Source organism: Streptomyces sp. NPDC048424 (genome assembly GCF_040651555.1).
Classification (GTDB): domain Bacteria; phylum Actinomycetota; class Actinomycetes; order Streptomycetales; family Streptomycetaceae; genus Streptomyces.
The window spans coordinates 206,583-231,642 of record NZ_JBEZKE010000012.1 but is presented as its reverse complement, the minus strand read 5'-3'; the positions used below and the strand labels follow the sequence as shown (position 1 = coordinate 231,642).

24 protein-coding genes are annotated in these 25,060 nt (G+C 73.1%); 15 read left to right on the top strand and 9 right to left on the bottom strand.

The annotated features are described in order from the left end of the window. Positions 1 to 181 precede the first annotated feature (181 nt). From AB0D29_RS19665 to AB0D29_RS19645, 5 genes are all read left to right on the top strand, one after another. On the top strand, positions 182 to 1,081 hold the full coding sequence (locus AB0D29_RS19665; protein ID WP_362855670.1) for a RodZ domain-containing protein: 900 nt from the start codon (positions 182 to 184) through the stop codon (positions 1,079 to 1,081). A 126-nt stretch (positions 1,082 to 1,207) separates the two neighbouring features. Further along, a complete protein-coding gene (gene rimO, locus AB0D29_RS19660; protein WP_362855668.1) occupies positions 1,208 to 2,695 on the top strand; it encodes a 30S ribosomal protein S12 methylthiotransferase RimO in 1,488 nt (495 codons plus the stop codon). Beyond that, positions 2,692 to 3,348, top strand: a complete 657-nt coding sequence (pgsA, locus tag AB0D29_RS19655; protein ID WP_362855667.1) for a CDP-diacylglycerol--glycerol-3-phosphate 3-phosphatidyltransferase — start codon at positions 2,692 to 2,694, stop codon at positions 3,346 to 3,348. Before rimO ends, pgsA begins: the two co-directional genes overlap by 4 nt. A gap of 85 nt (positions 3,349 to 3,433) precedes the next feature. Next, a complete protein-coding gene (locus tag AB0D29_RS19650; protein WP_362855666.1) occupies positions 3,434 to 3,943 on the top strand; it encodes a CinA family protein in 510 nt (169 codons plus the stop codon). A 109-nt stretch (positions 3,944 to 4,052) separates the two neighbouring features. Further along, positions 4,053 to 4,433 carry a helix-turn-helix transcriptional regulator gene (locus AB0D29_RS19645; protein WP_030012484.1) on the top strand — a complete coding sequence of 127 codons (381 nt, stop codon included), beginning with the start codon at positions 4,053 to 4,055 and terminating at the stop codon, positions 4,431 to 4,433. A gap of 180 nt (positions 4,434 to 4,613) precedes the next feature. On the opposite strand, the gene AB0D29_RS19640 is transcribed toward AB0D29_RS19645, so the two are convergent. From AB0D29_RS19640 to AB0D29_RS19620, 5 genes are all read right to left on the bottom strand, one after another. Continuing rightward, complete coding sequence (locus AB0D29_RS19640; protein ID WP_362855690.1) at positions 4,614 to 4,931, bottom strand: hypothetical protein; 318 nt, start codon at positions 4,929 to 4,931, stop codon at positions 4,614 to 4,616. A 34-nt stretch (positions 4,932 to 4,965) separates the two neighbouring features. Beyond that, a complete protein-coding gene (locus AB0D29_RS19635; RefSeq protein WP_362855664.1) occupies positions 4,966 to 5,736 on the bottom strand; it encodes an SDR family NAD(P)-dependent oxidoreductase in 771 nt (256 codons plus the stop codon). Between the two features lie 64 nt (positions 5,737 to 5,800). Continuing rightward, positions 5,801 to 6,595 (bottom strand): DNA-formamidopyrimidine glycosylase family protein, encoded by a 795-nt coding sequence (locus tag AB0D29_RS19630; RefSeq protein WP_362855663.1) that lies wholly within the window; start codon positions 6,593 to 6,595, stop codon positions 5,801 to 5,803. A gap of 162 nt (positions 6,596 to 6,757) precedes the next feature. Then, positions 6,758 to 7,453, bottom strand: a complete 696-nt coding sequence (locus tag AB0D29_RS19625) for a hypothetical protein (protein ID WP_362855661.1) — start codon at positions 7,451 to 7,453, stop codon at positions 6,758 to 6,760. 157 nt (positions 7,454 to 7,610) lie between these two features. Next, positions 7,611 to 12,200, bottom strand: a complete 4,590-nt coding sequence (locus tag AB0D29_RS19620) for an ATP-dependent helicase (RefSeq protein ID WP_362855659.1) — start codon at positions 12,198 to 12,200, stop codon at positions 7,611 to 7,613. 80 nt (positions 12,201 to 12,280) lie between these two features. On the opposite strand from AB0D29_RS19620, the gene AB0D29_RS19615 reads away from it, so the two are divergent. The 3 genes from AB0D29_RS19615 (at position 12,281) to AB0D29_RS19605 (ending at position 14,238) form a co-directional block, all read left to right on the top strand. Further along, a complete protein-coding gene (locus tag AB0D29_RS19615; protein WP_362855658.1) occupies positions 12,281 to 13,114 on the top strand; it encodes an AraC family transcriptional regulator in 834 nt (277 codons plus the stop codon). A 111-nt stretch (positions 13,115 to 13,225) separates the two neighbouring features. Then, positions 13,226 to 13,933 (top strand): AzlC family ABC transporter permease, encoded by a 708-nt coding sequence (locus AB0D29_RS19610; RefSeq protein ID WP_362855688.1) that lies wholly within the window; start codon positions 13,226 to 13,228, stop codon positions 13,931 to 13,933. Further along, entirely contained in the window at positions 13,930 to 14,238 is a 309-nt protein-coding gene (locus AB0D29_RS19605; protein ID WP_362855656.1) for an AzlD domain-containing protein, read from the top strand. The genes AB0D29_RS19610 and AB0D29_RS19605 overlap by 4 nt, the downstream gene beginning before the upstream one ends. Here AB0D29_RS19605 and AB0D29_RS19600 read toward each other — a convergent pair. After that, entirely contained in the window at positions 14,207 to 15,253 is a 1,047-nt protein-coding gene (locus AB0D29_RS19600) for a hypothetical protein (protein ID WP_362855655.1), read from the bottom strand. The two genes, AB0D29_RS19605 and AB0D29_RS19600, sit on opposite strands and share 32 nt — an antisense overlap. Before the next feature lie 81 nt (positions 15,254 to 15,334). Between AB0D29_RS19600 and AB0D29_RS19595 the strand changes: the two genes are divergently transcribed. Then, positions 15,335 to 15,529, top strand: coding sequence for a DUF3046 domain-containing protein (locus tag AB0D29_RS19595; RefSeq protein WP_030154244.1), 195 nt, complete (start codon positions 15,335 to 15,337; stop codon positions 15,527 to 15,529). A gap of 54 nt (positions 15,530 to 15,583) precedes the next feature. Beyond that, positions 15,584 to 16,906 carry an AI-2E family transporter gene (locus tag AB0D29_RS19590; protein WP_362855653.1) on the top strand — a complete coding sequence of 441 codons (1,323 nt, stop codon included), beginning with the start codon at positions 15,584 to 15,586 and terminating at the stop codon, positions 16,904 to 16,906. On the opposite strand, the gene AB0D29_RS19585 is transcribed toward AB0D29_RS19590, so the two are convergent. Beyond that, positions 16,857 to 17,615 carry a Clp protease N-terminal domain-containing protein gene (locus tag AB0D29_RS19585; RefSeq protein WP_362855652.1) on the bottom strand — a complete coding sequence of 253 codons (759 nt, stop codon included), beginning with the start codon at positions 17,613 to 17,615 and terminating at the stop codon, positions 16,857 to 16,859. The genes AB0D29_RS19590 and AB0D29_RS19585 overlap by 50 nt on opposite strands. A gap of 225 nt (positions 17,616 to 17,840) precedes the next feature. On the opposite strand from AB0D29_RS19585, the gene AB0D29_RS19580 reads away from it, so the two are divergent. Next, positions 17,841 to 18,293 carry a hypothetical protein gene (locus AB0D29_RS19580; RefSeq protein WP_362855651.1) on the top strand — a complete coding sequence of 151 codons (453 nt, stop codon included), beginning with the start codon at positions 17,841 to 17,843 and terminating at the stop codon, positions 18,291 to 18,293. 57 nt (positions 18,294 to 18,350) lie between these two features. Here AB0D29_RS19580 and AB0D29_RS19575 read toward each other — a convergent pair whose 3' ends face one another. Both AB0D29_RS19575 and AB0D29_RS19570 read right to left on the bottom strand, forming a co-directional pair. Beyond that, positions 18,351 to 18,671 carry a hypothetical protein gene (locus AB0D29_RS19575; protein WP_362855649.1) on the bottom strand — a complete coding sequence of 107 codons (321 nt, stop codon included), beginning with the start codon at positions 18,669 to 18,671 and terminating at the stop codon, positions 18,351 to 18,353. Between the two features lie 11 nt (positions 18,672 to 18,682). Next, complete coding sequence (locus AB0D29_RS19570) at positions 18,683 to 19,132, bottom strand: MarR family transcriptional regulator (RefSeq protein WP_362855687.1); 450 nt, start codon at positions 19,130 to 19,132, stop codon at positions 18,683 to 18,685. Positions 19,133 to 19,363: 231 nt separating this feature from the next. On the opposite strand from AB0D29_RS19570, the gene AB0D29_RS19565 reads away from it, so the two are divergent. The 4 genes from AB0D29_RS19565 (at position 19,364) to AB0D29_RS19550 (ending at position 25,015) form a co-directional block, all read left to right on the top strand. Next, the gene (locus AB0D29_RS19565) at positions 19,364 to 20,494 is read left to right on the top strand and encodes an NADH:flavin oxidoreductase (RefSeq protein ID WP_362855647.1); all 1,131 of its coding nucleotides are present in this window, start codon (positions 19,364 to 19,366) and stop codon (positions 20,492 to 20,494) included. Positions 20,495 to 20,677: 183 nt separating this feature from the next. Then, the gene (gene recA, locus AB0D29_RS19560) at positions 20,678 to 21,787 is read left to right on the top strand and encodes a recombinase RecA (protein ID WP_362855645.1); all 1,110 of its coding nucleotides are present in this window, start codon (positions 20,678 to 20,680) and stop codon (positions 21,785 to 21,787) included. A gap of 3 nt (positions 21,788 to 21,790) precedes the next feature. Continuing rightward, positions 21,791 to 22,357: a recombination regulator RecX gene (gene recX / locus AB0D29_RS19555; RefSeq protein ID WP_362855644.1), complete on the top strand. Its 567-nt coding sequence runs from the start codon at positions 21,791 to 21,793 to the stop codon at positions 22,355 to 22,357. A gap of 90 nt (positions 22,358 to 22,447) precedes the next feature. Beyond that, positions 22,448 to 25,015 carry an FtsX-like permease family protein gene (locus AB0D29_RS19550; protein ID WP_362855642.1) on the top strand — a complete coding sequence of 856 codons (2,568 nt, stop codon included), beginning with the start codon at positions 22,448 to 22,450 and terminating at the stop codon, positions 25,013 to 25,015. Positions 25,016 to 25,060: the final 45 nt, after the last annotated feature.

Here is a 25,060-nt window from a genome sequence, read left to right as displayed (position 1 = left end):
GTTGAAGGGAGGTAGTGGTACCGCGCACGACCTCGCGTACGGCGTCGGTCCGCCACGCCGGAGCGGACCTCCCTTCGCCATTCATATGGCGTATGAAGTGCACCCTCCGGTTGCTTCACCCTTTCGTCACCCCCCTAGACTGGACATCCAGCAGGTGGCTACACGCTCGAAAGGCGCCCACGTGTCCATCGGCAACGCCAACTCCCCCGAAGAAGAGCGGCCTTCGACCGACGACCGGTCCGAGGACCGCATCGTCGAACGACCCGTCGAGACCCCGTCCATCGGGACCGCCCTCAAGAAGGCCCGCATCGCCGCCGGGCTCACCGTCGACGAGGTCAGTTCCATCACCCGCGTGCGCATCCCGATCGTGCACGCGATCGAAGAGGACGACTTCACGCGGTGCGGCGGCGACGTGTACGCCCGCGGTCACATCCGTACGCTCGCCCGCGCCGTCCACCTCGACCCGGTACCCCTGGTCGAGAGCTACGACGCGGCCCACGGCGGCCGGCCGGCACCCACGCCCGCCGCGCCCATGTTCGATGCCGAGCGCATCCGTCCCGAACGGCAGCGGCCCAACTGGACCGCGGCCATGGTCGCCGCCATCGTCGCCGTGATCGGCTTCGTGGGCTTCACCGCCTTCAGCGGCGACGACGCGAAGGACAAGCGACCGGTGGCGGAAGGTTCCGTCGCCCCGAAGCCGGCAGCACCCAAGCAGACCGGGGGGAAGCCGGCCGCGCAGCCCCAGCAGACCCCTGCCGCGCCCAAGCCGGAACCCTCGGACAGCGCGATCGCCGCCGCGCCCAAGGACCTCGTCACGGTCGTCCTGACGGCCGACACCGGCGAGAGCTGGATCTCCGCGAAGGACTCCACCGGTCGGCTGCTCTTCGACGGCACCCTCACGCAGGGTCAGTCCAAGACCTTCACGGACAAGGAGTCCGTCGACCTCGTGCTCGGCGACGCCGGGGCCGTGAAGCTCTTCGTGAACGGCAAGGAGATCAAGGACGACTTCCAGCCGGGTCAGGTGGAACGTCTCACATACACCAAGGCGGACCCTCTTCAGGATCAGCCCCAGGCGGGCTGAGCAGAGGCCGCCCCCGGGCGGAACAGGGAAATCCGGATCCCCGGGGTGCTGCGCCGCACCCCGGGGATCTTGCTGTACGGGGACTTGCGGCTGGGGCCGACGCCGGGACGAAGTAGTCTTGAGTCCATGCCCGAACGCCGTACCGTCGCCCTTGTCACTCTTGGCTGCGCCCGTAACGAGGTGGACTCGGAGGAGCTCGCAGGCCGCTTGGCGGCGGATGGCTGGGAGCTCGTCGAGGACGCCGCCGATGCGGACGTAGCCGTCGTCAACACCTGCGGCTTCGTCGAAGCCGCCAAAAAGGACTCCGTAGACGCCCTCCTGGAAGCCAACGATCTCAAGGATCACGGCAAGACCCAGGCGGTCGTCGCCGTCGGCTGCATGGCCGAGCGCTACGGCAAGGAGCTCGCCGAAGCCCTGCCGGAAGCCGACGGGGTCCTCGGTTTCGACGACTACGCCGACATCTCCAACCGCCTCCAGACCATCCTGAACGGTGGCAGCGTGGAGGCCCACACCCCGCGCGACCGCCGCAAGCTGCTGCCGATCAGCCCCGCCGAGCGGCAGAGCGCCGAGGTGGCCCTTCCCGGCCACGCCCAGGAGCCGGCCGAGGCCCCCGCCGACCTGCCCACCGGGCTCGCGCCCGCCTCCGGGCCGCGCGCCCCCCTGCGCCGCCGCCTGGACAAGAGCCCCGTGGCCTCGGTCAAGCTGGCCTCCGGCTGCGACCGCCGCTGCTCCTTCTGCGCCATCCCGTCCTTCCGCGGCTCCTTCATCTCCCGCCGCCCCAGCGACGTGCTGGGCGAGACCCGCTGGCTCGCCGAGCAGGGCGTCAAGGAGGTCATGCTGGTCTCCGAGAACAACACCTCGTACGGCAAGGACCTCGGCGACATCCGGCTGCTGGAGAGCCTGCTGCCCGAGCTGGCCGCGGTGGACGGCATCGAGCGCGTGCGCGTGAGCTACCTGCAGCCCGCCGAGATGCGGCCGGGCCTGATCGACGTACTCACCTCGACCCCCAAGGTCGTGCCGTACTTCGACCTGTCCTTCCAGCACTCGGCCCCCGACGTGCTGCGCGCCATGCGCCGCTTCGGTGACACCGACCGGTTCCTGGAGCTGCTGGACACCATCCGGAGCAAGGCCCCGCAGGCCGGCGTGCGGTCCAACTTCATCGTCGGCTTCCCCGGCGAGAAGGAGTCGGACTTCGCCGAGCTGGAGCGTTTCCTCACCCACGCGCGGCTCGACGCCATCGGCATCTTCGGCTACTCCGACGAGGACGGCACCGAGGCGGTCGGCTACGACCACAAGCTGGACGAGGACACCATCGCCGAGCGGCTCGCGCACATGCAGCGGCTCGCCGAGGAGCTCACCTCGCAGCGCGCCGAGGAGCGCATCGGAGAGACCCTGGAGGTACTCGTCGAGTCCGTGGAGGCGGTCGACGAGGACGGCGACGGCGCCTACGGGCGCGCCGCCCACCAGGCCCCCGAAACCGACGGCCAGGTCGTCTTCACGGACAGCACGGGCCTGGTCCCCGGGCGTATCGTCACGGCCAAGGTGGTCGGCACCCTCGGTGTGGACCTGGTGGCGGAGCCCCTGGGCATGGATCTTGAGGAGGCGGCCGGATGACCGGAGTCCCGGCATCTGCGGCGGGCGGGACCGATCGCCGGCCCGTACCCGGCGCGAAGCTGGGGGCCGCCGCGGTCAATCAGGCCAGCCTGTGGAACATCGCCAACATCCTGACGATGATCCGGCTCGCCCTGGTGCCGGGATTCGTCTTCCTGCTGCTCGCCGAGGGCGGCTACGACCCGGCCTGGCGCGCCTGGGCCTGGGCGGCGTTCGCCGTCGCCATGATCACGGACATCTTCGACGGGCACCTGGCCCGCACGTACAACCTGGTCACGGACTTCGGCAAGATCGCCGACCCCATCGCCGACAAGGCGATCATGGGGTCGGCGCTGATCTGCCTCTCCTGGCTCGGTGACCTTCCCTGGTGGGTGACCGGGGTGATCCTCGGGCGGGAGCTCGGGATCACGCTGCTGCGCTTCTGGGTCATCCGCTACGGGGTGATTCCGGCCAGCCGCGGCGGCAAGCTCAAGACCCTGGCCCAGGGCACGGCGGTGGGCATGTACGTGCTCGCGCTGACCGGGGCGCTGGCGACGATGCGCTTCTGGGTGATGGCGATCGCCGTCGTGCTGACCGTGGTCACCGGTTTGGACTACATCCGGCAGGCGGTCGTACTGCGCCGCCAGGGTCTCGAGGCGGAGCGGGCCGCGCGGTGACCTACGGGGCGGGGGATTCCTTCCGGTGACCGGAGGCGGAGCGGAGAGGTCCGGCGGGGCCGGCACGGCCGGAGCGATCGACCACGTGTTCGATCTCGCCGCGGAGGCGCTGCGGCTGCTCGCAGAGAGTGACCAGACGCTCGCCGTGGCGGAATCCCTGACCGGCGGGATGGTGGCCGCCGAAATCACGGCGGTCCCCGGCGCCTCGCGGTCCTTCCGTGGATCGGTCACGGCGTACGCCACGGAGATCAAGCACCGGGTCCTCGGGGTGGACGCGGAACTGCTCGCGGCCGAAGGTGCGGTGAACGCGCAGGTCGCGGCGGAGATGGCGGCCGGTGTGCGGCGGGTGATGGGCGCTTCGTGGGGAATTGCGACCACCGGGGTGGCAGGCCCCGAACCGCAGGACGGGCAGCCGGTGGGCACCGTTTTCGTCGCGGCGGACGGCCCGGGGGGCAGGAAAACGGTCCGGCTGAGGTTGAACGGCTCCCGTGCGGAAATTCGTAGGGAGAGTGCACGCACAGTGCTCGAGCTTCTCTCAGGCCAACTCCGTGAGAATGCGCGGAGGCAGGATACGGAACAGAACGGGGGGATTTGATGTTTGCAGCCCTGAGTGAACACGACATCGCTCCCCGCACGGCCGCGGCGCGAGGCGGTACGGTGGGGCGTGAAGGATGCGGCTACACGGTCAGAGGAGGGAGCCACCGATGATTCTGCTCCGTCGCCTGCTGGGTGACGTGCTGCGTCGGCAGCGCCAGCGCCAGGGCCGTACTCTGCGCGAAGTCTCCTCGTCGGCCCGAGTTTCGCTCGGCTATCTCTCCGAGGTGGAGCGGGGGCAGAAGGAGGCATCCTCCGAGCTGCTCTCCGCGATCTGCGACGCGTTGGACGTACGGATGTCCGAGCTGATGCGCGAAGTCAGTGACGAACTGTCGCTGGCCGAGCTGGCACAGTCGGCCGCGGCAAGCGAACCGGTGAGCGTGCCGGTCCGCCCGATGCTCAATTCGGTCTCCATGGCTTCGGTCACGGGTGGACCGGAGCGGGTGACCATCAAGGCGCCTGCGGAAGCGGTGAATGTCGTAGCCGCGTGAGCGAGCACGTGAGCGTTTGAGCGTGGCCGGAGCCCCGGTCGGTGCGTGAAGCACCGGCCGGGGCTCCCGGCCGTTCTGGGTGCGGTGCCGGGGGTGGTGCGGGAGGATGGGGCAGTCCGGGTCCCGGCCCTCTCCCAGACTCCGTCTGGGGGACCCCCCAGGGAGGTAGCCGTGCGGCGGTTACTGCGCATACCTGCGGCCTTGGCGCTCGCGCTGACGGTGGGGGTGCTGTGGTGGTGGGCCGTGCTGCGGCTGGTGCTGGCGCCCGAGGAGTCCGGGGCCGTGGAGGGCGCGGTGGCGGTGGGCGGCTGGGGGCTGGGTCTGCTGCCGGTGCACTGCGTACCGGGCCCGGTGCGCAAGGCCCGGCGGTCGGCGGGTGGCGGTGTCCGCGGCGGGGTCACCGGGGGAGCGGACGGTGTGGGGGGTCCGGGCGGCGCCGGAGGTCCGGGTGGTGCGGCCGATGGGGGCGGTGCGGGCCATGAGGGCCATGAGGGCCATGCGGGCCATCCGGACGGTGCGGACGGTGCCGGGTCTACCAGGGCATCGACACTCCGCCGTTCGGGCGAAGGATCTGACCCGTCATGAAGGACGAGGCGTCCGAGGCCAGGTAGAGCACCGCCTGGGCGATGTCCTCGGGCTCGCCGACCCGGCGCAGGGGGGACATGCGGACCATCGCCGCCTCGGTCTGCTCCTGGACCTCGGGGCTGTGGCGGCCGGTCATCGGGGTGCGGATCCAGCCGGGAGCGACGGCGTTGACGCGTATGCCGTGCGGGCCGGCCTCGGTGGCGAGGGTCTTGGTCAGCTGGACCACGGCGGCCTTGGCGGCGCTGTAGCAGAGCAGGCCGGGCTGGGCGGCGTCCACGGCCCCGGAGGCCATGGTGACGATGGAACCGCGGCGGCCCGCCGCGATCATGCTGCGGGCGGCCTCCTGGCAGGTGCGCAGCACCCCCTTGAAATTGATGTCCAGGACCCGGTCGAGGTCCTCGTCGGTCGTCTCCAGGACGCTGCTGGTGTGCATGACGCCGGCGATGGCGGCCGTGATGTCGAGCGGGCCCGCCGCGGTCACGGCTGCCCGGAGTGCGGCCCGGTCGGTGACGTCGAGGGGATGGACGGTGGCGCCGCCGCCCGCCTTGGTGACGAGGGCGGCCGTCTCGGCGAGGCCCTGCTCGTCTCGGTCCGCGCAGTGGACGTGTGCGCCCGCCTCGGCGAGGAGGGCGGCGGTGGCGCGGCCGATGCCGCTGGCGGCGCCGGTGACCAGGGCGGTGCGGCCGGTGAGGTCGTACGAGGCTGTGGGTGTGGGCATGCCGGGACGGTACGACTGGATCTGACGGACCGTCAACCGGTGCGTCCTGTCACCTGGACACCGGCTACGGCGTGGGCCCCGTCTGGCAGCGGGGGCACCAGTAGGTGGGGCGGTCGTCCTGGGGGGCCTCGCGGACGGGGGTGCCGCAGCGCAGGCACGGGCGGTGGGCGCGGCCGTAGACGAAGAGGTCCTGGCCCGGGCGGCGCAGGCCGGTGGTGTTGCGCGGGCCCGGCCGCTCGCCGGTGTTCGCGGACAGCAGCCGGTGGGCGGCGGAGGCCAGGCGGGGCAGGGTCGCCTCGGGGAGCGCGCCGACCGGTGTCCACGGGGTGACCCCGGCCAGGAAGCACAGCTCGGCCTTGTAGATGTTGCCGATCCCGGCGAGGTTGCGCTGGTCGAGCAGGGCCTCGCCGAGGGGGCGCTCGGGGGCGGCGAGCAGGTTGGCGGCGGCTCGCGCGGGATCCCAGTCCGGGCCGAGGAGATCGGGGCCGAGGTGGCCCACGGCCCGGTCCTCGTCGGCGGTGCGGATCAGCTCCAGGACGGGGAGGCGGTAGCCGACGGCCGTGTGCCCGGCGGTGCCGAGGACGGCGCGGATCTCGTGGACGGGGCCGCCGCGCCATTTCTCGCCGGTGGCGAAGACGTGCCAGGCGCCGTCCATGCGGAGGTGGCTGTGCAGGGTGAGGCCGCCCTCGAAGCGGGCGAGGAGGTGTTTGCCGCGGGGGGTGACGTCGAGGGTGACGCGGCCGGTGAGGTCGGCGGTGGCGAAGCGGGGGACGCGGAGGTCGCTGCGGGTGAGTTCGCGGCCTGCCAGGGCGGCGTGGAGACGGGTCGCCGCGCGCCGGATGCTGTCGCCTTCGGGCATGGGGCCATTCTCACCCGCCCAGGGGCCTGGGTGAGCCCCTGCGGGCCCCTGCGGCGAGGTGCGACCGCAGGGGCCCTTTGGATCAGGCGGGGGCGGAGGGGCGGGAGGGGCGGGAGGGTCGGACGGGGGCCGAAGGATCCGAGGGGCCGGAGGGGCCGCTCATCACTTCCAGACGAGACCCTTGTTCGGGTAGCCGTACGGGTTGCCCCAGTATTCGGCGGCGGAGACCTTCGTCTGCGCCGACGGGGCGAGGGCCACCGCGCAGCTGGTCTGCGTCTGGCCGTTGACGAAGCCCTTCGGCAGCGACTCGTTCGGGCACTTCTCGAACTTGCCTATGATCGACACGCGCTGCGCCTCGGTGCCGTCCCCGAGCAGGCCCTTGACCTGGGTCACGGACGAGAACGACAGGTCCGTGGTGCCGGTGTTCTTGACCGAGTAGCGGATGTAGTACGGGATCATCCCCTTCACCTTGTCGCCGAGCTTGAGCGCGTCCAGGTCGGCGGGGTTGCCCTGCTCGATCGCGGTGACCGTGAGGGCGATCTGGCCGCCCTTGTTGCTTCCGTAGCTGAACGGGACCTCCGCGGCCTCGCCGATCTTGAAGGTCTGGCCGGACTTCGCCGTGCCGTTCGCCCCGGCGGGGGCCTCGCTGCCGCCCGTGGTGGGGGCGGTGGCGCTGGGGCTGACCGCTTCGGACGGGCCGCCGGGCGAGGAGGACGGGGCGCCGGCCGAGGCGGAGCCGCTCGGCTGCACGGGGGCCAGTTCCTCGTTGCCGTTCTTGCAGCCGGTCAGGGCCAGGGTGCCGGCGACCGCCAGAACGACCGCGCCGAGGGTGGTGGTACGCATGCTGATGGTGCTCACTCTTCTACTCCCCCATGACTGTGCATCGCCAATGCAATGCCTGTGATCATCTTGATAAGGGATGAGTAAGCGCCTGTGCCAGCCCGGGAGGCGGGCCACAACGGTTCTGTGACATGTCCAGGACGTGAGTGGAACAGTCGGTGCCGATTTGCATTCGTCAGGAACGCAAGCGCAAACCCCTCGGAGTGGCATGGAAGCCGGCCGCCTCCAGGTCCCGGCCCAGGGGAGAGGTCAGCGCGGCGGCGGCGTTGATGCGTTCCACCGTCAGGGCCGGGAGGGTGCCCGCGCGGGAGGCCGCGGCCAGGGCCGCCGTGGCGGCCGAGAGACGGGGGTCCTCCGGCGGGGGCCAGGCCAGCAGGGTCTTGCCGCCGCGCTCCAGGTACAGGGTGAGCTCCCCGTCCACCAGGACGACCAGGGAGCCCGCCTTGCGGCCCGGTTTGTGGGTGGCCCCGGCCGGGGGCTCGGGCCAGGGCAGGGCCGCGCCGTACGCGTTCGCCGGGTCGGCGGCCGCCAGGACCACCGCCGCCAGCGGGGGCGGGGTCCGCTCGGCGGCCCGGAGGCGGTCCACCGCGCCGTCCATCGCGAACTGCGCCGCGCCCAGCCCCTCGACCACATAGCCCCGACGGGCCTGACCGCTGTCTTCGAAGGCCGAGAGGATGCGGTAGACCGCGCTGAAGCCCCCTTCGACGCCCTCCGCGGCCACCGCGCCCCGGGTGACCACGCCGTGCCGGTCCAGGAGGGTGCGGGCCAGGGCGTGGGCCCGGTGGGTCGGGTCGGGGGCCTGGGACGGCAGCAGCGACCAGCGCCCGGAGACGGTGGGCGGGCCGGTACGGGACACGGTCGCGCTGAGCGTGCCGTACCGGCCGCGGGGGACCGTGCGCCGGGCCCGGTGCGCCGTGGAGCCCGCCGTGCGGCCCGAGCCCAGCAGCGAGCGCAGCGGGGCCAGGGTGTCGTTGGTGAGCCGGCCCGACCAGGCCAGGTCCCACACCGCCTCGGAGAGGGCGAGGTCGGACACCTCGGGGAAGTCGGCGCGGATCGCCTGCGCGATCTGGCGGAAGAACAGGCCGTACCCGCCGGTCAGGGCGGCCAGGACCGCCTGGTGGAGCGGGCTCGGATCCAGCGGGTGCGGCGGCGGCAGGAGCATCGGGGCCGCGTCCGCCAGGTAGAGGGAGATCCAGCCGTCCTTGCCCGGGAGGGCTCCGGCGCCCGCCCAGACCACCTCCCCCGCAGTGGTCAGCTCGTCCAGGAGGCCGGGGGAGTAGCCCGCCACCCGGGACGGGAGGATCAGGCGCTCCAGCGCCGAGGCCGGCACCGGGGCGCCCTGGAGCTGCTCGACCGCCCTGGCCAGCCCGTCGAGGCCGCGCAGGGCTCCGCCGAGGTGCTGCCACTGGGGCAGGAACGTGGCCAGCGAGGTCGGCGGTACGGGCTCCAGCTCCTGGCGGAGCGCGGCGAGGGAGCGGCGGCGGAGCCTGCGCAGCACCGTAGCGTCGCACCATTCCTGGCCGATCCCCGCCGGATGGAACTCGCCCTGGACCACCCTGCCGGCCGCGGCGAGCCGGTGCAGGGCGCCCTCGGTCACCGCCGTGCCCAGACCGAAGCGGGCGGCGACGGCGGCCGTGGTGAACGGCCCGTGGGTCCGGGCGTACCGGGCCAGCAGGTCACCCAGGGGATCCTTGACCGGCTCGGTGAACGCCTCCGGGACGCCGACGGGCAGCGCCGTGCCCAGCGCGTCCCGCAGCCGGCCCGCGTCCTCGATCGCCGCCCAGTGGTCCGCCCCGCCGATCCGGACCCGGATGGCACGGCGGGCCGCGGCGAGCTCCTGCGCCCAGGCCGGATCCGCCCCGCGCTCGGTCAGCTGGTCCTGCGTCAGCGGCCCCAGCAGACGCAGTAGATCGGCCACCGACTCGGGATCCTTGGCCCGCCGGTCCTCGGTGAGCCACTGGAGTTCCCGCTCCAGCTCCTCCAGCACCTGCGCGTCGAGGAGCTCGCGCAGCTCCGCCTGGCCGAGCAGCTCGGCCAGCAGCCGGGAGTCCAGCGACAGCGCGGCCGCCCTGCGCTCGGCGAGCGGCGAGTCACCCTCGTAGAGGAACTGGGCGACGTACCCGAAGAGGAGGGAACGGGCGAAGGGGGAGGGCTCCGGGGTGGTGACCTCCACCAGGCGCACGCGGCGCGCCTCGATGTCGCCCATCAGCTCGGTCAGGCCCGGCACGTCGAAGACGTCCTGGAGGCATTCGCGTACGGCCTCCAGCACGATCGGGAAGGAACCGAACTCCGAGGCCACCTGGAGCAGCTGGGAGGCGCGCTGGCGCTGCTGCCACAGCGGGGTGCGCTTGCCCGGGCTGCGCCGCGGCAGCAGCAGGGCGCGGGCCGCGCACTCGCGGAAGCGGGAGGCGAACAGCGCGGATCCGCCGACCTGGTCGGTGACGATCTGGTTGATGTCGCCGTGGTCGAAGGCGACGTCGGCCGCGCCCAACGGGGCCTGTTCGTCGTCGAACTCGAAGGGCTGCGGAGCCGCGGGATCGTGGTCCAGCAGGTCCATGGACAGCAGGTCCGCGTCCGGGAGGCGCAGCACGATGCCGTCGTCGGCGTGCATCACTTGCGCGTCCATGCCGTACTTCTCGGCGAGGCGGGCGCCCAGCGCCAGCGCCCACGGGGCGTGCACCTGGGCGCCGAAGGGGGAGTGGACCACGACCCGCCAGTCACCCAGCTCGTCGCGGAAGCGCTCCACCACGATGGTCCGGTCGTCCGGGACGTGACCGCAGGCCTCGCGCTGTTCGGCGAGGTAGGCCAGCACGTTCTCCGCGGCCCAGGCGTCCAGGCCGGCCGCCAGCAGCCGCAGCCGGGCGTCCTCGTCGGTGAGGCCGCCGAGCTCGCGCAGGAACGCGCCGACCGCGCGGCCCAGCTCCAGCGGGCGGCCGAGCTGGTCGCCCTTCCAGAACGGCAGCCGGCCCGGCACCCCGGGGGCCGGGGTGACCAGGACGCGGTCGCGGGTGATGTCCTCGATCCGCCACGAGGTGGTGCCCAGGGTGAAGACGTCCCCGACGCGGGACTCGTAGACCATCTCCTCGTCGAGCTCGCCGACCCGGCCGCCGCCCTTCTTCGGGTCCGAGCCGGCCAGGAAGACGCCGAAGAGACCGCGGTCCGGGATGGTGCCGCCGGAGGTCACCGCGAGGCGCTGGGCCCCCGGACGGCCGGTGATCGTCCCCGCTACCCGGTCCCAGACCACGCGCGGCCTCAGCTCGGCGAACGCGTCCGACGGATAGCGGCCCGCCAGCATGTCCAGCACCGCCGTGAACGCCGACTCCGGCAGCGCGGCGAACGGCGCCGCCCGCCGGACCAGGGCGAGGAGGTCGTCCAGCTGCCAGGTGTCCATCGCGACCATCGCGACCAGCTGCTGCGCCAGGACGTCGAGGGGGTTGGAAGGGACGCGGAGGGACTCGATCGCGCCCGTGCGCATCCGCTCGGTGACCACGGCCGCCTGCACCAGGTCGCCGCGGTACTTGGGGAAGACCACCCCGGTGGAGACCGCGCCCACCTGGTGGCCGGCCCGGCCCACCCGCTGGAGCCCGGACGCCACCGACGGCGGTGACTCCACCTGCACCACCAGGTCCACCGCACCCATGTCGATGCCCAGCTCCAGGCTGGAGGTGGCGACCACCGCGGGCAGCCGGCCCGCCTTCAGGTCCTCCTCCACGATCGCCCGCTGCTCTTTGGAGACCGAGCCGTGGTGCGCGCGCGCCAGCAGGGGCGGGGCGCCCAGGGCGGCGCCCGACTGGGCCATGATCTCGGCCGGCGGTTTGCCGTCCGGCAGCTTCTCGCCCATGGCGCGCTCGTACGCGATCTCGTTGAGCCGGTTGCACAGCCGCTCGGCGAGGCGGCGGGAGTTGGCGAACACGATCGTCGAGCGGTGGGCCTGCACCAGGTCCGCGATCCGCTCCTCCACATGCGGCCAGATCGACGGCTTGTCCCCGCCCTCCTTTCCCTCCGTCGCGGGCGAGCCGCCCAGCTCGCCCATGTCCTGCACCGGGACGACCACCGACAGGTCGAACTCCTTGGCGGAGGGCGGCTGGACGATCTCCACCTTGCCGCGCGGCGCGAGGTAGCGGGCCACCTCGTCCACCGGCCGGACCGTCGCCGACAGCCCGATCCGGCGCGCCGGACGCGGCAGCAGCTCGTCGAGCCGCTCCAGGGAGAGGGCGAGGTGGGCGCCGCGCTTGGTCCCGGCGACCGCGTGCACCTCGTCCAGGATCACCGTCTCGATCCCGGTGAGGGCGTCCCGGGCCGCCGAGGTCAGCATCAGGAACAGCGACTCGGGGGTGGTGATCAGGATGTCCGGCGGGCGGGTGGCCAGCGCCCGCCGCTCCGCGGGCGGGGTGTCACCGGAGCGGATCCCCACCCGGATGTCCGGCTCGGGCAGGCCGAGCCGGACGGACTCCTGCCGGATCCCGGTCAGCGGACTGCGCAGATTGCGCTCCACGTCGACGGCCAGGGCCTTCAGGGGCGACACGTACAGCACGCGGCAGCGCTTCTTCGACTCCGCGGGCGGCGGTGTCGAGGCGAGCCGGTCGAGGGCGGCGAGGAACGCCGCCAGCGTCTTGCCGGAGCCGGTCGGAGCCACGACCAGCACGTCCGAGCCCTCCCCGATCGCCCGCCAGGCACCCTCCTGTGCGGCGGTGGGCGTACGGAAGGCCCCCGTGAACCACGAGCGGGTCGCGGGGGAGAACGAGTCGAGCGCAGCGCCTGCCATGCCCCCATCGTGCACCCGGCCACTGACAACGGCCCGGACCTGGGGAAACGTGCGTCGCCGCCGGAGCGCAGAATGGGGGGATGGGGACGGAAGAGGGCGGCCGGGAGTGGGCGCGGCACTGGCAGTACGCGGAGCTGCCCGGGCTGGACCTGCTGCGCGCCCACTACGTCCGCCACACCTTCCCGCGCCACGCGCACGACGGGTACGTCATCGCGGCCGTCACCGGCGGCATCGAGGAGGTCGGCCTGCCCGGCCACGTCGTGCGCGCCGGACCGGGCAGCGTGGTCCTGATCAACCCCGAGGTGCCGCACACCGCGCGCGCCGGGGTGCCCGAGGGCTGGGCCTACGCCACCCTCTACCCCTCCCGCGAGCTGATCACCGAGGTCGCCGACGAGATCGGCACCCTGCGCGGCACCCCCGGTTTCACGGCCGACGTGGTCACCGACCCGCACGGCTCGCGGACCATCACCGAGGTGCACCGGGCCGCCGAGGCCGGCAACGCGCTCGCCGCCGACACCCTGCTGCGGGGAGTCGTGGCGCGGATGCTGACCCGGCACGCGGGCCCGCTGCCGGCCCGTACGGTACGGCGCGCGGGCGCCGCCGACGCCCAACGGGCCCGGGCGGTGCTGGCGGAGCGGATGGCCGACCCGCCGTCGCTGGAGCAGCTGGCGGCGGACCTCGGGACCAGCCCCTTCGCACTGCTGCGGGCCTTCCGCGAGCAGTACGGGATGCCGCCGCACACCTGGCTGACCGACGCCCGGGTCCGCCGGGCCCGCCGGCTGCTCGACACGGGCACCCCGCCGGCGGAGGCGGCCGTCACCGTCGGCTTCACCGACCAGCCGCACCTGAACCGGCACTTCACCCGCATCGTGGGCGTCCCGCCGGGCGCGTACCGGCGGGGACGGGCCGGATAGCCCCCGACGCCTGCCGAGCCGGGTTCGAACGGGGCAGACGGGTGCGCGCAAGAACGTACAAGACCCACACGGCGGGCTCCGCGTACTTTTCGGGGTGTGGGAGAGAAGCAGCTGGTCACAGAGCCAGAGATACGAGAGACGGCCGTGCCCGACGAGCGGCCGCGGGCCGCCGTCATCCGGGACGCGCTCGGGGTCGGGGTGGCCGTCGGGCTGTCGGGGTTCGCCTTCGGGGTGACGGCCGCCGGAGCCGGCATCAGCACCCTCCAGGCCTGCGTGCTGAGCCTGCTCGTCTTCACCGGCGCCTCGCAGTTCGCCCTGGTCGGAGCGCTCGCCGCGGGCGGGAACCCGTTCACCGCCGCCGCCGGGGCCTTCTTCCTCGGGACCCGCAACGCCTTCTACGGGCTGCGGCTGTCGCAGCTGCTCGCGCTGCCCCGTGCCGTACGGCCCTTCGCCGCGCACTGGGTGATCGACGAGACCACCGCCGTGGCGCTGGCCCAGCCCGACCGCAAGTCCGCCCGGCTCGGCTTCACCGTCACCGGGCTCACCCTGTACGCGCTGTGGAACCTGACCACCCTGCTCGGCGCGCTCGGCGCCGAGGCCATCGGGGACACCCGGGCGTGGGGGCTGGACGCCGCAGGGCCCGCCGTCTTCCTGGCCCTGCTCGCGCCGATGCTGAAGACCGCCACCGAGCGGGCCGTCGCCGCCCTCGCGCTCGTGCTCGGGCTCGGCTTCCTGCCGGTGCTGCCCGCCGGGGTGCCCGTGCTGATCGCGGCCCTGGCCGCCCCCGTCGTGCTGTGGATGAAGGGACGCCGGCCGTGAACGTCTGGATCGCCATCGCCATCACCGTCGTCGGCTGCTACGCCGTCAAGCTCGCCGGGCTGCTCGTCCCCGCCGGGGCCCTGGAACGGCCGACGGTGCGCCGGCTGGCCGCCCTGCTGCCCGTCGCGCTGCTCGCCGCGCTCACCGCCCAGCAGACCTTCAGCACCGGATCCGCCCTCGTCGTCGACGCCCGCGCCGCCGGGCTCGCCGCCGCCGGCCTGGCACTGCTGCTGCGGGCCCCGTTCCTGGTCGTGGTCGCGGCCGCCGTCCTCGTCACCGCGGGGGTACGGGCCCTGGGCGGCTGATCCCGTCCGACAGGCGCCCGTACGCCCGCAGGGTCAGCAGGGCCTCCAGCGTGGCGATCGGCCGCCGCTCCAGCGAGCTCCCCGGCGCCCAGGCCTCGCGGCGGACCGGCCAGCCGCCGTCCCCCTGCTGGGCGGCGGTCAGGAAGTCCAGCGAGCGCCGCATCTCCTCGTCCGTGAACCAGCCGCGGGCCAGCGACTCGGGCCGCCGCGCGAAGTCGTGCGGGAACAGCTGCTCGCCCGGCGCGTAGCCCGGGGCCGGCGGGTACTCCGGCCGCCGCCGCGGGTCCAGCACCACGAGCCGCTGCTCGCGCACCAGCCGGCCCAGCCGGTCCGCGGCCGCCGCGGCGCGCGCCCGGTCCGGGACGCCGTCGAGGAAGGCCACCGCGCTCTGGACCTCGTACGGATGCGAGTGGCGCAGGTTCTCGACCCGGTCCCAGCAGAAGTCGGTGGCCCGGAAGAGCCAGGCGTGCCAGACCCGGTTGCGGTGCAGCAGGCCGACGACCGGGCCCGTGGTCAGCAGCTCGCCCGGCGGGGTGTCGTACGTCCGGTGGTACGGGGCCGCCGGGTAGGCCCGCGGGGCCGGGGAGACCACCGGAAGCGCGCCGTCCGGGGTGGAGACCCCGGTCAGGTGGCGGCAGAGCCGCTCGATGCGCTGCCCGGCGCAGCGGCCCAGGCTGTCCAGCACGCGCAGCGCGTGCGCGGTGTGCAGGGGCTGGCTGAGCGGACCGCGCAGATCCGGATCGAGGGCGTGACCGTAGCCGCCGTCGCCGTTGAGGTACGAACCGAGGGCGGTGTCCACCGGGTCGGCGTCCCCGCCGAGGAAGTGGAACGCGAACCGCCGCTGCTCCAGCACACGGGCCGTGAGCCAGATGAACTGCTCGGCGCGGGCCAGCGGGCCCTGCGGGCTCTCCGGGCTCCGCGTGGACTGTGGGGGCTGGGCGGCGTGGGCGGCCTGGGTGGCCTGCGCGGGCCGTGGGGTCTGCGACGTCTGCGAGGAAGCTTCGTCTCCGGGCATGCGTGCAACGTAGGACGCGGCGGTGCGGCCGGGAGGGGCGAACGAGGCCGGTGCACTCTCCCGGGGCGGGATACTGGGGGCATGCGGTTGACGATTTTCTGGGAGCGGATGGCCGAGCACTTCGGTGCGGGCTACGCCGACTCCTTCGCGCGGGACCACGTCATGACCGAGCTGGGCGGGCGGACCGTCCACCAGGCGCTGGACGCGGGCTGGGAGGCCAAGGACGTGTGGCGTGCCGTGTGTTCGGCGATGGACGTGCCGGCCTCGCTGCGCTGACACCGCCGCGCACCGCTACGTGGTTCGGGCGGTCGGTGGGCCAGACTTGGCGGCGTGGCAGCCAGTGATGAGACGACGACCGACGACCAGCCCGCCGACAGGCCCGCCGACGTCCCCGATCCGGGCGATGCACGTGCCGAAAGCGCCGGAGTCGCCGCAGAGGGCACCGGCGGTTCCCGGCGTCCCGTAGCCCCCGGCGGCCCCGTCCCGCAGGCAGGCTCCGGCGGGGCGGGCAGCCCTCCGGCCGGTGCGGCCCCCGGGGCCCCCGGATGGGCGGAGGCGCGGATGCCGCGCTGGCTGCCGCGCGCCGTGATCCTCGTGCTGGCGCTCGTCGCCTGCTTCCAGCTCGGCAGCTGGGCCTTCCACCAGCTCATCGGGCTGCTCGTCAACATCCTGATCGCGTTCTTCCTCGCGCTCGCCATCGAACCGGCGGTGTCCGGGATGGCGGCCCGCGGCATGCGCCGCGGGCTCGCCACCTTCGTGACGTTCATCGCGGTGCTCATCGTGACCGCCGGCTTCCTCGCGCTGCTCGGCTCGCTGCTCGCCGGGCAGATCGTCGCCATGGTCGAGGGCTTCCCGGGCTACCTCGACTCCGTGATCAAAGCGATCAACACCACCTTCCACACCGAACTGTCCCGGCTGGAGATCCAGGAGAGCGTGCTGCGCTCCGACTGGCTGCGCAAGTACGTGCAGAACAGCGCGTCCGGCGTGCTCGACGTGTCCGCCACCGTGCTCGGCGGACTCTTCAAGCTGCTGACGATCGGACTGTTCTCCTTCTACTTCGCCGCCGACGGACCGCGGCTGCGGCGCGCCCTGTGCTCCGTACTGCCGCCCGCCAAGCAGGCCGAGGTGCTGCGCGCCTGGGAGATCGCCGTCAGCAAGACGGGCGGCTACCTGTACTCGCGCGGACTGATGGCGCTGATCTCCGGCATCGCCACCTACATCGTGCTGGCGGTCCTCGGCATTCCGTACGCGCCCGCCCTCGCGATGTGGGTCGGGTTGGTCTCGCAGTTCGTCCCCACCATCGGCACCTATCTCGCGGGCGCGCTGCCGGTCCTGATCGCCTTCACAGTCGACCCCTGGTACGCGCTGTACGTCCTCGGTTTCGTGGTGGTCTACCAGCAGTTCGAGAACTACGTCCTGCAGCCCAAGCTGACCTCGAAGACCGTGGACATCCATCCGGCGGTCGCCTTCGGATCGGTCATCGCGGGCACCGCCCTGCTGGGCGCGGTCGGGGCGCTCATCGCGATCCCGGCCGTCGCCACGCTGCAGGCCTTCCTCGGCGCGTACGTGAAGCGCTACGCGCTGACGGAGGAGGCGGACTCCTCTACGGCGCGTCCCCGGCGGCGCCGAGTGCGCTTTCCACGGCTGCGGTGACGGTCGCCTCGGCGGCGTCCTTGCTCACGCCGAGGCCGCTCAGCGTGCCCTCGCCGTTCTCCAGCTCCAGCAGCGCGAGCAGGATGTGCTCGGTGCCGACGTAGTCGTGCCCCAGGCGCAGGGCTTCGCGGAAGGTGAGCTCCAGGGCCTTCTTCGCGGACGCGTCGAAGGGGATGAGGGCGGGGATCTCCGCCTGGGGCGGGGGGAGTACGGCGGCCACGGCGGCGCGCACGTCGTCCGCCGCGACGCCTTGGGCGCCCAGGGCGAGACCCGCGAGGCCCTCGGGCTCGGCCAGCAGGCCCAGGACGAGGTGGTCGGTGCGGATCTCGGCGCCGCCGGCGGCGCGGGTCTCGTTCTGGGCGGCGACGACGACGTTGCGGGCGCGGGGGGTGAAGCGGCCGAAGCCCGCGTTCGGGTCGAGCGCGGCGGTACCCTCCTTGTCCGCCTTGGGGACGAAGCGCTTCTGGGCCGCCTGGCGGGTGACGCCCATGCTGCGGCCGATGTCGGTCCAGGAGGCGCCGGAGCGGCGTGCCTGGTCGACGAAGTGGCCGATGAGGTGGTCCGCGACGTCCCCGAGGGCCTCGGCGGCGACGACGGCGCCGCTGAGCTGCTCCAGGGGGTCGGCGTGGACCTTGTTGATGGCCTCGATCAGGTCGTCGAGGCGAACCGGATTGGTCATGCGAACGGGTTCCACGGAAGGGTTCGTCATGAGTGCAACCGTAGGTTGACAGTCGGAAGGGTGTCAACCCTGGGTTGTCAGTCCTGTCGCGCGCGCCTTTCGGCGCATTGCTGCCCGACTGCTCACGACCAACCCTTGGAAAAACGTTGTTGCGCGCCCTCTACTTGTGACGCCTCGACAGGGGCCGTGTCAGTGGGCGGGCTTAAGGTCCCTCTCACGGCGCGCGCAGCGAGAACCTCAAGGGGGAGATCCGTCATGAGCAAGACCAACGGCAGCACGCACGAGGGATTCACGGCCGAGGAGCGGGCCGCGATGAAGGACCACGCCCAGGAGCTGAAGGCGGCCGCGCGCCGCGGCTCGCGCGCGGACAAGGCGGCGGAGGCGGAGCGGGACGTCCTCGCGAAGATCGCCGAGATGCAGGACTCGGACCGCATCATGGCCGAGCGCGTGCACGCCGTCGTCACGGCCAGTGCCCCGGTCCTCGCGCCGAAGCTCTGGTACGGGATGCCGTCCTACGCCCTGGACGGCAAGGTCGTCTGTTTCTTCCAGAGCGCGGAGAAGTTCAAGGCGCGCTACGCGACGCTCGGCTTCAGCGACCTGGCCAAGCTGGACGAGGGCCCGATGTGGGCGGCCGGCTTCGCCCTGACCGAGGTGACGGCCGAGGTGGAGGAGCGGATCGCGGCGCTGGTGAAGCGGGCCGTGAGCTGACGCCCGCGCCCGGACAGGGCCTCACCCCCGCCCGGTGACGGGCGGGGCTTCCCGGGCTCAGCTCCTCCGGTCCTCGACCGTCCAGCCGTCGCCCAACTCGCGGCGCAACGCCTCCAGTGCCGCATCGGCCTCGCGCCGGAACGATTCCTGCTGCTCACGGGTCCAGGGTGAAGGACCCGAGGGGTGGTCCCAGTCGAGTGAGGACTGGTACAGGTCGGCGAGTCGCGTGAGCTCGCCGCCGGTGGCCGCGGCGATGGGCAGTTTCTCCGGGGTGCAGGGGTACCCGTAGGGGCTGTCGAGGTCGGGCATGTCGGACGGGCCTGGCCACAACGGCGTGTCGACGCCGTACTCGAAGAAGAACCGCAGGTGATGGGGCATGCCTCGGCCTCTCACCGCGGTGAGGGCGGGCAAGGGCCCCCGTCTTCCTCGGCGCGCGGCCAGTACCGTCCTTCGAGGGCCTCGGCGCTGCGGTTGAGCCGGACCAGGACGTCTGCCAGCTCCCGTACTTCCTCGGGGGACCAGTCGGCGACCACCCGCGCCAGGCAGGACCGGTTGACCTCGCGGTCCTCGGCGAGCCGGCGCCCGCCTTCGACGGTGATGCGCAGCTTGCGGGCCATGCCGCCGTCCGGGTCCGCGACGCGCTCGGCCAGTCCGCAGCGCAGCAGCGCGGCCGTCTGGCGGTTCACGGTCGAGGTGTCGAGCCCGAAGGCCTCCGCCAGCTGTCCGATGGACATGGGGCCTTGCGTGTCGATCCGGCTGAGCAGCAGGTACGCCGACCGCTCCAGGCGTTCGGGGTCGCGCTCGCGCCGGGCGAGCACCTGGTGCCGCGAGAGCAGCATCAGCTCCCGCTCCAGTTTCTCCAGCACTGCGCCTCCCGCTCCTTCCGGCGCTCCATTATCGCGGACCTGTGAACCCGGGGACCCGGCGGACCCCCGCACGGCCCGGCCCGGCGGGCAGCGGGCGGCGCCGCACGGCGGCCGGACGCGGCAATGTGCATGATACATAGCGTGTGTATTATGCATTTCTCGTCGTCGCTACGACGAGCCACAGCCTCACTCCGGAGGACCCGCATGACCGTCACCTCGCCCACCGCCTCCCGCGCGGCCGAGATCCTGTCCCGGCCCGTCAAGCTGAACGGCCTGACCGTCCCCAACCGCATCGCGATGGCGCCGATGACGCGGATGTTCTCCCCCGGCGGCGTACCCGGCGAGGACGTGCAGGCGTACTACGCCAGCCGGGCCGCCGCGGGTGTGGGCCTGATCGTCACCGAGGGCACCTACGTCGGCCACGACTCCGCCGGGCAGAGCGACAGGGTGCCGCGGTTCCACGGCGAGGACCAGCTGGCGGGGTGGGCGAAGGTCGCCGCGGCCGTGCACGAGGCGGGCGGCACGATCGTGCCCCAGCTGTGGCACATAGGCATGGTGCGCAAGCACGGCGAGGCCCCGTACGCCGACGCCCCCGCCGTCGGCCCCTCCGGCATCCGCGTCGACGGCACCGAGGGGACCGGCAAGGCGATGACCCGCGCCGACCTCGACGACGTCATCGGCGCGTTCGCCGACGCCGCCGCGGAAGCCGAGCGGATCGGCTTCGACGGCGTCGAACTGCACGGCGCCCACGGCTACCTCCTCGACCAGTTCCTGTGGGAGCGGACCAACCGCCGCACCGACGCCTACGGAGGCGACGCGGTGGCCCGTACGAAGTTCGCCGCGGAGATCGTGGCCGCGGTCCGCGAGCGCGTCGCGGCCGACTTCCCGGTGATCTTCCGCTACTCACAGTGGAAGCAGGAGGCCTACGACGCACGGCTCGCGCAGACCCCGGAGGAGCTGGAGGCGATCCTGGCCCCGCTGGCGGCGGCGGGCGTCGACGCGTTCCACGCCTCCACCCGGCGCTACTGGATCCCGGAGTTCGACGGCTCGGACCTGAACCTGGCGGGCTGGACCAAGAAGCTGACCGGCCGGCCGACCATCACCGTCGGCTCGGTCGGCCTCGACGGCGACTTCATCCGCGCCTTCGCCGGCGAGGGCGCGGCGCTCGGTGACATCGACAACCTCCTGGAGCGCATGGAACGCGACGAGTTCGACATGGTCGCCGTCGGCCGGGCGCTGCTCCAGGACCCGCAGTGGGCGGCGAAGGTCCTCGGCAACCGCTTCGACGAGCTGAAGCCGTACCACGCGGCGGCGCTCAAGTCGCTGAGCCGGTAGCCGGCGGTCGGTAGCCGTCCGGGGGGTCGGTGGGCCGGTGGGCGTGGTGCGCTTGACAGGAAAATCGAACATCCATTCTGATGAGTTATCCACAGCCGAACCGGTCGTGGAGGCGCATTGTCAGTGGCAGGCATTAGCGTCAATGGCGTGAAGCGATCGACTCAAGCAAACCGGGTGGAACCCATGGCAGGCACCGACCGCGAGAAGGCTCTCGACGCCGCGCTCGCACAGATTGAACGGCAATTCGGCAAGGGTGCGGTCATGCGCCTCGGCGACAAGCCGAACGACCCCATCGAGGTCATCCCCACCGGGTCGACCGCGCTGGACATCGCGCTCGGCGTCGGCGGGCTGCCCCGCGGCCGCGTGATCGAGGTGTACGGGCCGGAGTCCTCCGGTAAGACGACCCTGACCCTGCACGCCGTGGCCAATGCGCAGAAGGCCGGCGGCACCGTCGCCTTCGTGGACGCCGAGCACGCGCTCGACCCCGAGTACGCGAAGGCCCTCGGCGTCGACACCGACAACCTCATCCTGTCGCAGCCGGACACCGGCGAGCAGGCACTGGAGATCGTGGACATGCTCGTCCGCTCCGGTGCCCTCGACCTGATCGTCATCGACTCCGTGGCGGCCCTGGTGCCGCGCGCGGAGATCGAGGGCGAGATGGGCGACTCGCACGTGGGTCTCCAGGCCCGACTGATGAGCCAGGCGCTCCGGAAGATCACCGGTGCGCTCAACCAGTCCAAGACCACCGCGATCTTCATCAACCAGCTCCGCGAGAAGATCGGTGTGATGTTCGGCTCGCCGGAGACCACCACCGGTGGCCGCGCGCTGAAGTTCTACGCCTCCGTGCGCCTCGACATCCGCCGCATCGAGACCCTGAAGGACGGCACGGACGCGGTCGGTAACCGCACCCGCGTCAAGGTGGTCAAGAACAAGGTCGCGCCCCCGTTCAAGCAGGCCGAGTTCGACATCCTCTACGGCCAGGGCATCAGCCGCGAGGGTGGACTGATCGACATGGGCGTGGAGCACGGCTTCGTGCGCAAGGCCGGTGCCTGGTACACGTACGAGGGCGACCAGCTCGGCCAGGGCAAGGAGAACGCCCGCAACTTCCTGAAGGACAACCCGGATCTCGCCAACGAGATCGAGCGGAAGATCAAGGAGAAGCTGGGCGTGGGTGTCCGCAAGGACGCCGCCACCGCCGACGCCGGTGCCGCCGCGCCCGCCGAGGCCACGGCCGTGCCCGCCCCCGCGTCGAAGGCCAAGACGACGGCCAAGGCCGCCGTGGCCAAGAGCTGACCCGTGCGGGAGCAGGAAGGGGGCGGCAGGAGCAGGCGCGGTCGTGAGGACCGCCAGGAACTGCCGCCCCAGAGCCCCGAGGAGCAGGCGCGGGCGATCTGCCTGCGCCTGCTCACGGGGAGCCCGCGCACCCGGCGCCAGCTCGCGGACGCCCTGCACAAGCGGGGCATCCCCGAGGAGGTGTCGCAGCAGGTCCTCTCCCGGTACGAGGAGGTGGGCCTGATCGACGACGCCGCCTTCGCCGGAGCCTGGGTCGAGTCCCGGCACCGCGGCCGGGGCCTGGCCCGCCGGGCGCTCGCCCAGGAGCTCCGGACCAAGGGGGTGCACGCCACCCTCGTGGAGGAGGCCCTGGAACTGCTCGACTCCGAGCAGGAGGAGGAGACCGCCCGGGAGCTCGTGGAGCGCAAGCTCCGCGCCACCCGGGGCCTGGAGCGCGACAAGCGGATCCGGCGCCTCGCCGGGATGCTCGCCCGCAAGGGATACCCGGAGGGCATGGCCCTGCGGGTGGTACGCCGCGCGCTGGAGGCGGAGGGCGAGGACGCCGACGAGCTCGGGTACCAGGGGGAGTGATCCGCCGGGCCCGGGGTGGGGGTAGCCCCCGGGTGCGGATGCCGGGGTACGCCAGTGTCAGGAGCCGTGCCCGCCAGCAGAGTTGACGGCATGATGCTGCGTTACGCCCTTCAGACCCTCAGGTACCGCAAGGCTGGCTTCCTCGGCGCATTCGTCGCACTGCTGTGCGCGGCCGCCCTCGTCACCGCCTGCGGAACCCTCCTGGAAACGGGACTGCGCGGAAGGATCGGCACCGAGCGCTACGCATCCGCGCCGGTCCTGGTCTCCGCCGACCAGAACGTCCACGAGACCACGGTCAAGAAGAAGGGCGAGGGGAAAAAGGGCAAGACCAAGACCAAGCACAAGGCCAAGCCCGTCGCCGAGCGGGCCTGGCTCCCCGAGACCACCGTGGACGCGGTCCGTGCCGTGCCCGGCGTCGAGCGGGCCGTGCCCGAGCTCACGTTCCAGGCCGTCCCGCTGCTCAAGGCCCCCGGCGCGCCCAAGCCCTCGTACGGACACGCCTGGACCTCGGCCGTGCTGACCCCCTTCGCGATCGCCGAGGGCAGTGCGCCCCGGAGCGGCGGCGAGGTCGTCGTCGACCGGGCGCTGGCCGCCCGCGCAGGGCTGAAGCCCGGCTCCGAGCTCACCGTCCAGTCCACCGGCGAGCCCAGGACGTACCAGGTCAGCGGGATCGCGACCACGCCCCGCGGTGACCTCGCCCGGCAGAGCGCGCTCTTCTTCAGCGACGACGAGGCCCGGCGGCTCGCCGCCCGCGACGGGCAGGTCAGCGCCATCGGGGTGCTGCCCGCGCCGGGCGTCGACGCCGGTGAACTCGCCGGCCACGTCGCGCAGGCGCTGAAGGGCACCACGGCGCAGGTCAGCACGGGGGACGAGCGCGGACCGGTGGAGTTCCTCGACGCCGCCGGCGCCCGCATCAAGCTGGTCTCCATGGGCGGCGCGATGGGCGGCACCTCCCTGCTCGTCGCGATCCTCGTGGTCGTCGGCACCTTCGCGCTCTCCGTCCAGCAGCGCCACCGCGAACTCGCCCTGCTGCGGGCCATCGCCGCCACCCCCGGCCAGCTGCGGCGGATGATCGGGCGGGAGGCGCTGCTCGTCGGCCTGGCCGCCGGCATCACCGGGGCGCTCGCCGGGCTGCCGCTCGCCGCCTGGCTGCACGGCCGGTTCGTCGACGCCGGCGTCGTCCCCGTCACCCTGGAGCGCACCGCCGGCATCTTCCCGATGTGCGCGGCGGTCGGGGCCAGCCTGCTCGGAGCCTGGGCCGCCGCACGGATCACCGGGCGGCGGATCGCACGGATCCGCCCGGCCGAGGCGCTCGCCGAAGCCGCCGTCGAGCGGGGCGGGCCCGGCTGGATCCGCAGCGCGCTCGGGATGCTGCTGCTGGCCGGCGGGGCGGCGCTGGTCGTCGTACTCGGCTCGCTGCGCACCGAACCGGCGTCGACCCCCGTCACCTTCCTGGCCGTGGTGGTCCTGGCGGGGGCGGTCTCGCTGCTCGGACCGCTGCTCGTACGGGGCGCCGGCGCGCTGCTCGCCGGACCGCTGCGGCTGACCGGCCCGGGCGGCCACCTGGCCACCGCCAACCTGCGCGGGAACGCCACCCGGATGGCCTCCGCCGTCACCCCGCTCGCGCTGCTGGTCGGCATGACGTGCACCGTCCTCTTCGTCACCCCGACGCTCGGGAACGCCGCCCGGGCGCAGGCCCGGGACGGGATCCGGGCCGACTGGGTGCTGGCCGCGCAAGGTCCCGGCGTCACGCGGGAGGCCGCCGAGCGGATCCGGCGGACGCCGGGCGTCACGGCGGCCACCGAGATCGTGCACACGTCGGTACGGGTGGGACTGGCGAAGTACGCCGCGCAGGGCGTGACCGCGGCCGGGCTGACCCGGACCTGGGACCCCCAGGTCACGGCCGGCAGCCTGGACGGCTTCGGGGAGGGCGCTGCGGCGGTGAGCGAACTCGCCGCCGACCAGCTGGGGTTGAAGCCCGGAAGTCCGCTGAGCCTGACGCTGGGGGACGGGACCCCCGTCACGCTCACCGTCTCGGCCGTGTACGCGCGGGGGCTGGGCTTCGGGGATCTGACGCTGCCGCACGGGCTGGTGGCCGCGCACGCGGACAATCCGCTGGCGAGCAGGGTGCTGGTGGCTGGGGATCCCGGGCCGGGGCCGGAGGCCGGGCGGGAGCGGCTGGCCGCGGCGGTACGGGAGTTCCCGGGGGTGCGGGTGCTGTCCGCGGCGGAAGCCGACGAGGAGCCGGCGCGGCGGCAGGACGCAGCAGCGGAGATCAACCTGCTGGCGATGGGGCTGGTCCTGGCCTTCACCGCGATCGCGGTGGTGAACACGCTCGCGATGTCCACCGCCGAACGCTTCCGGGAGTTCGCGATGCTGCGGCTGGCCGGGGCGAAGCGGCGGCAGGTACTGCGGATGCTCCGGGCGGAGGCGCTGGCGGTGGTCCTGATCGGGGTGGTGCTGGGGTCGGGGATCGCGCTGGCCGTACTGACCGCGTTCAGCGTGGGCATGACGGGGGTGGCGGCGCCGGCGGTCCTGCCGGTCGCGTACGCGGCGGTGGTGGGGGTGGCGGGGCTGTTGGCCCTCGCGGCCACTTCCCTCCCGGGGAGGGTGGCGTTGAGGCCGGCTCCGGTGGCCGTGGCCACCGCCAAGGGCTAGCCCTGGCCCCCGAAGCCGTTCCTGTGCGGCGCCGTTGCGGGGGCT

Bases quoted from the DNA above. Each gene is read 5' to 3' on its own strand.
- rimO (WP_362855668.1), top strand. From the start codon at position 1,208: ATGCCCGAACGCCGTACCGTCGCCCTTGTCACTCTTGGCTGCGCCCGT.
- pgsA (WP_362855667.1), top strand. From the start codon at position 2,692: ATGACCGGAGTCCCGGCATCTGCGGCGGGCGGGACCGATCGCCGGCCC.
- AB0D29_RS19645 (WP_030012484.1), top strand. From the start codon at position 4,053: ATGATTCTGCTCCGTCGCCTGCTGGGTGACGTGCTGCGTCGGCAGCGC.
- AB0D29_RS19640 (WP_362855690.1), bottom strand. From the start codon at position 4,931: ATGGCCCTCATGGCCCTCATGGCCCGCACCGCCCCCATCGGCCGCACC.
- AB0D29_RS19635 (WP_362855664.1), bottom strand. From the start codon at position 5,736: ATGCCCACACCCACAGCCTCGTACGACCTCACCGGCCGCACCGCCCTG.
- AB0D29_RS19630 (WP_362855663.1), bottom strand. From the start codon at position 6,595: ATGCCCGAAGGCGACAGCATCCGGCGCGCGGCGACCCGTCTCCACGCC.
- AB0D29_RS19620 (WP_362855659.1), bottom strand. From the start codon at position 12,200: ATGGCAGGCGCTGCGCTCGACTCGTTCTCCCCCGCGACCCGCTCGTGG.
- AB0D29_RS19615 (WP_362855658.1), top strand. From the start codon at position 12,281: ATGGGGACGGAAGAGGGCGGCCGGGAGTGGGCGCGGCACTGGCAGTAC.
- AB0D29_RS19600 (WP_362855655.1), bottom strand. From the start codon at position 15,253: ATGCCCGGAGACGAAGCTTCCTCGCAGACGTCGCAGACCCCACGGCCC.
- AB0D29_RS19595 (WP_030154244.1), top strand. From the start codon at position 15,335: ATGCGGTTGACGATTTTCTGGGAGCGGATGGCCGAGCACTTCGGTGCG.
- AB0D29_RS19585 (WP_362855652.1), bottom strand. From the start codon at position 17,615: ATGACGAACCCTTCCGTGGAACCCGTTCGCATGACCAATCCGGTTCGC.
- AB0D29_RS19580 (WP_362855651.1), top strand. From the start codon at position 17,841: ATGAGCAAGACCAACGGCAGCACGCACGAGGGATTCACGGCCGAGGAG.
- AB0D29_RS19575 (WP_362855649.1), bottom strand. From the start codon at position 18,671: ATGCCCCATCACCTGCGGTTCTTCTTCGAGTACGGCGTCGACACGCCG.
- AB0D29_RS19570 (WP_362855687.1), bottom strand. From the start codon at position 19,132: ATGCTGCTCTCGCGGCACCAGGTGCTCGCCCGGCGCGAGCGCGACCCC.
- AB0D29_RS19565 (WP_362855647.1), top strand. From the start codon at position 19,364: ATGACCGTCACCTCGCCCACCGCCTCCCGCGCGGCCGAGATCCTGTCC.
- recA (WP_362855645.1), top strand. From the start codon at position 20,678: ATGGCAGGCACCGACCGCGAGAAGGCTCTCGACGCCGCGCTCGCACAG.
- AB0D29_RS19550 (WP_362855642.1), top strand. From the start codon at position 22,448: ATGATGCTGCGTTACGCCCTTCAGACCCTCAGGTACCGCAAGGCTGGC.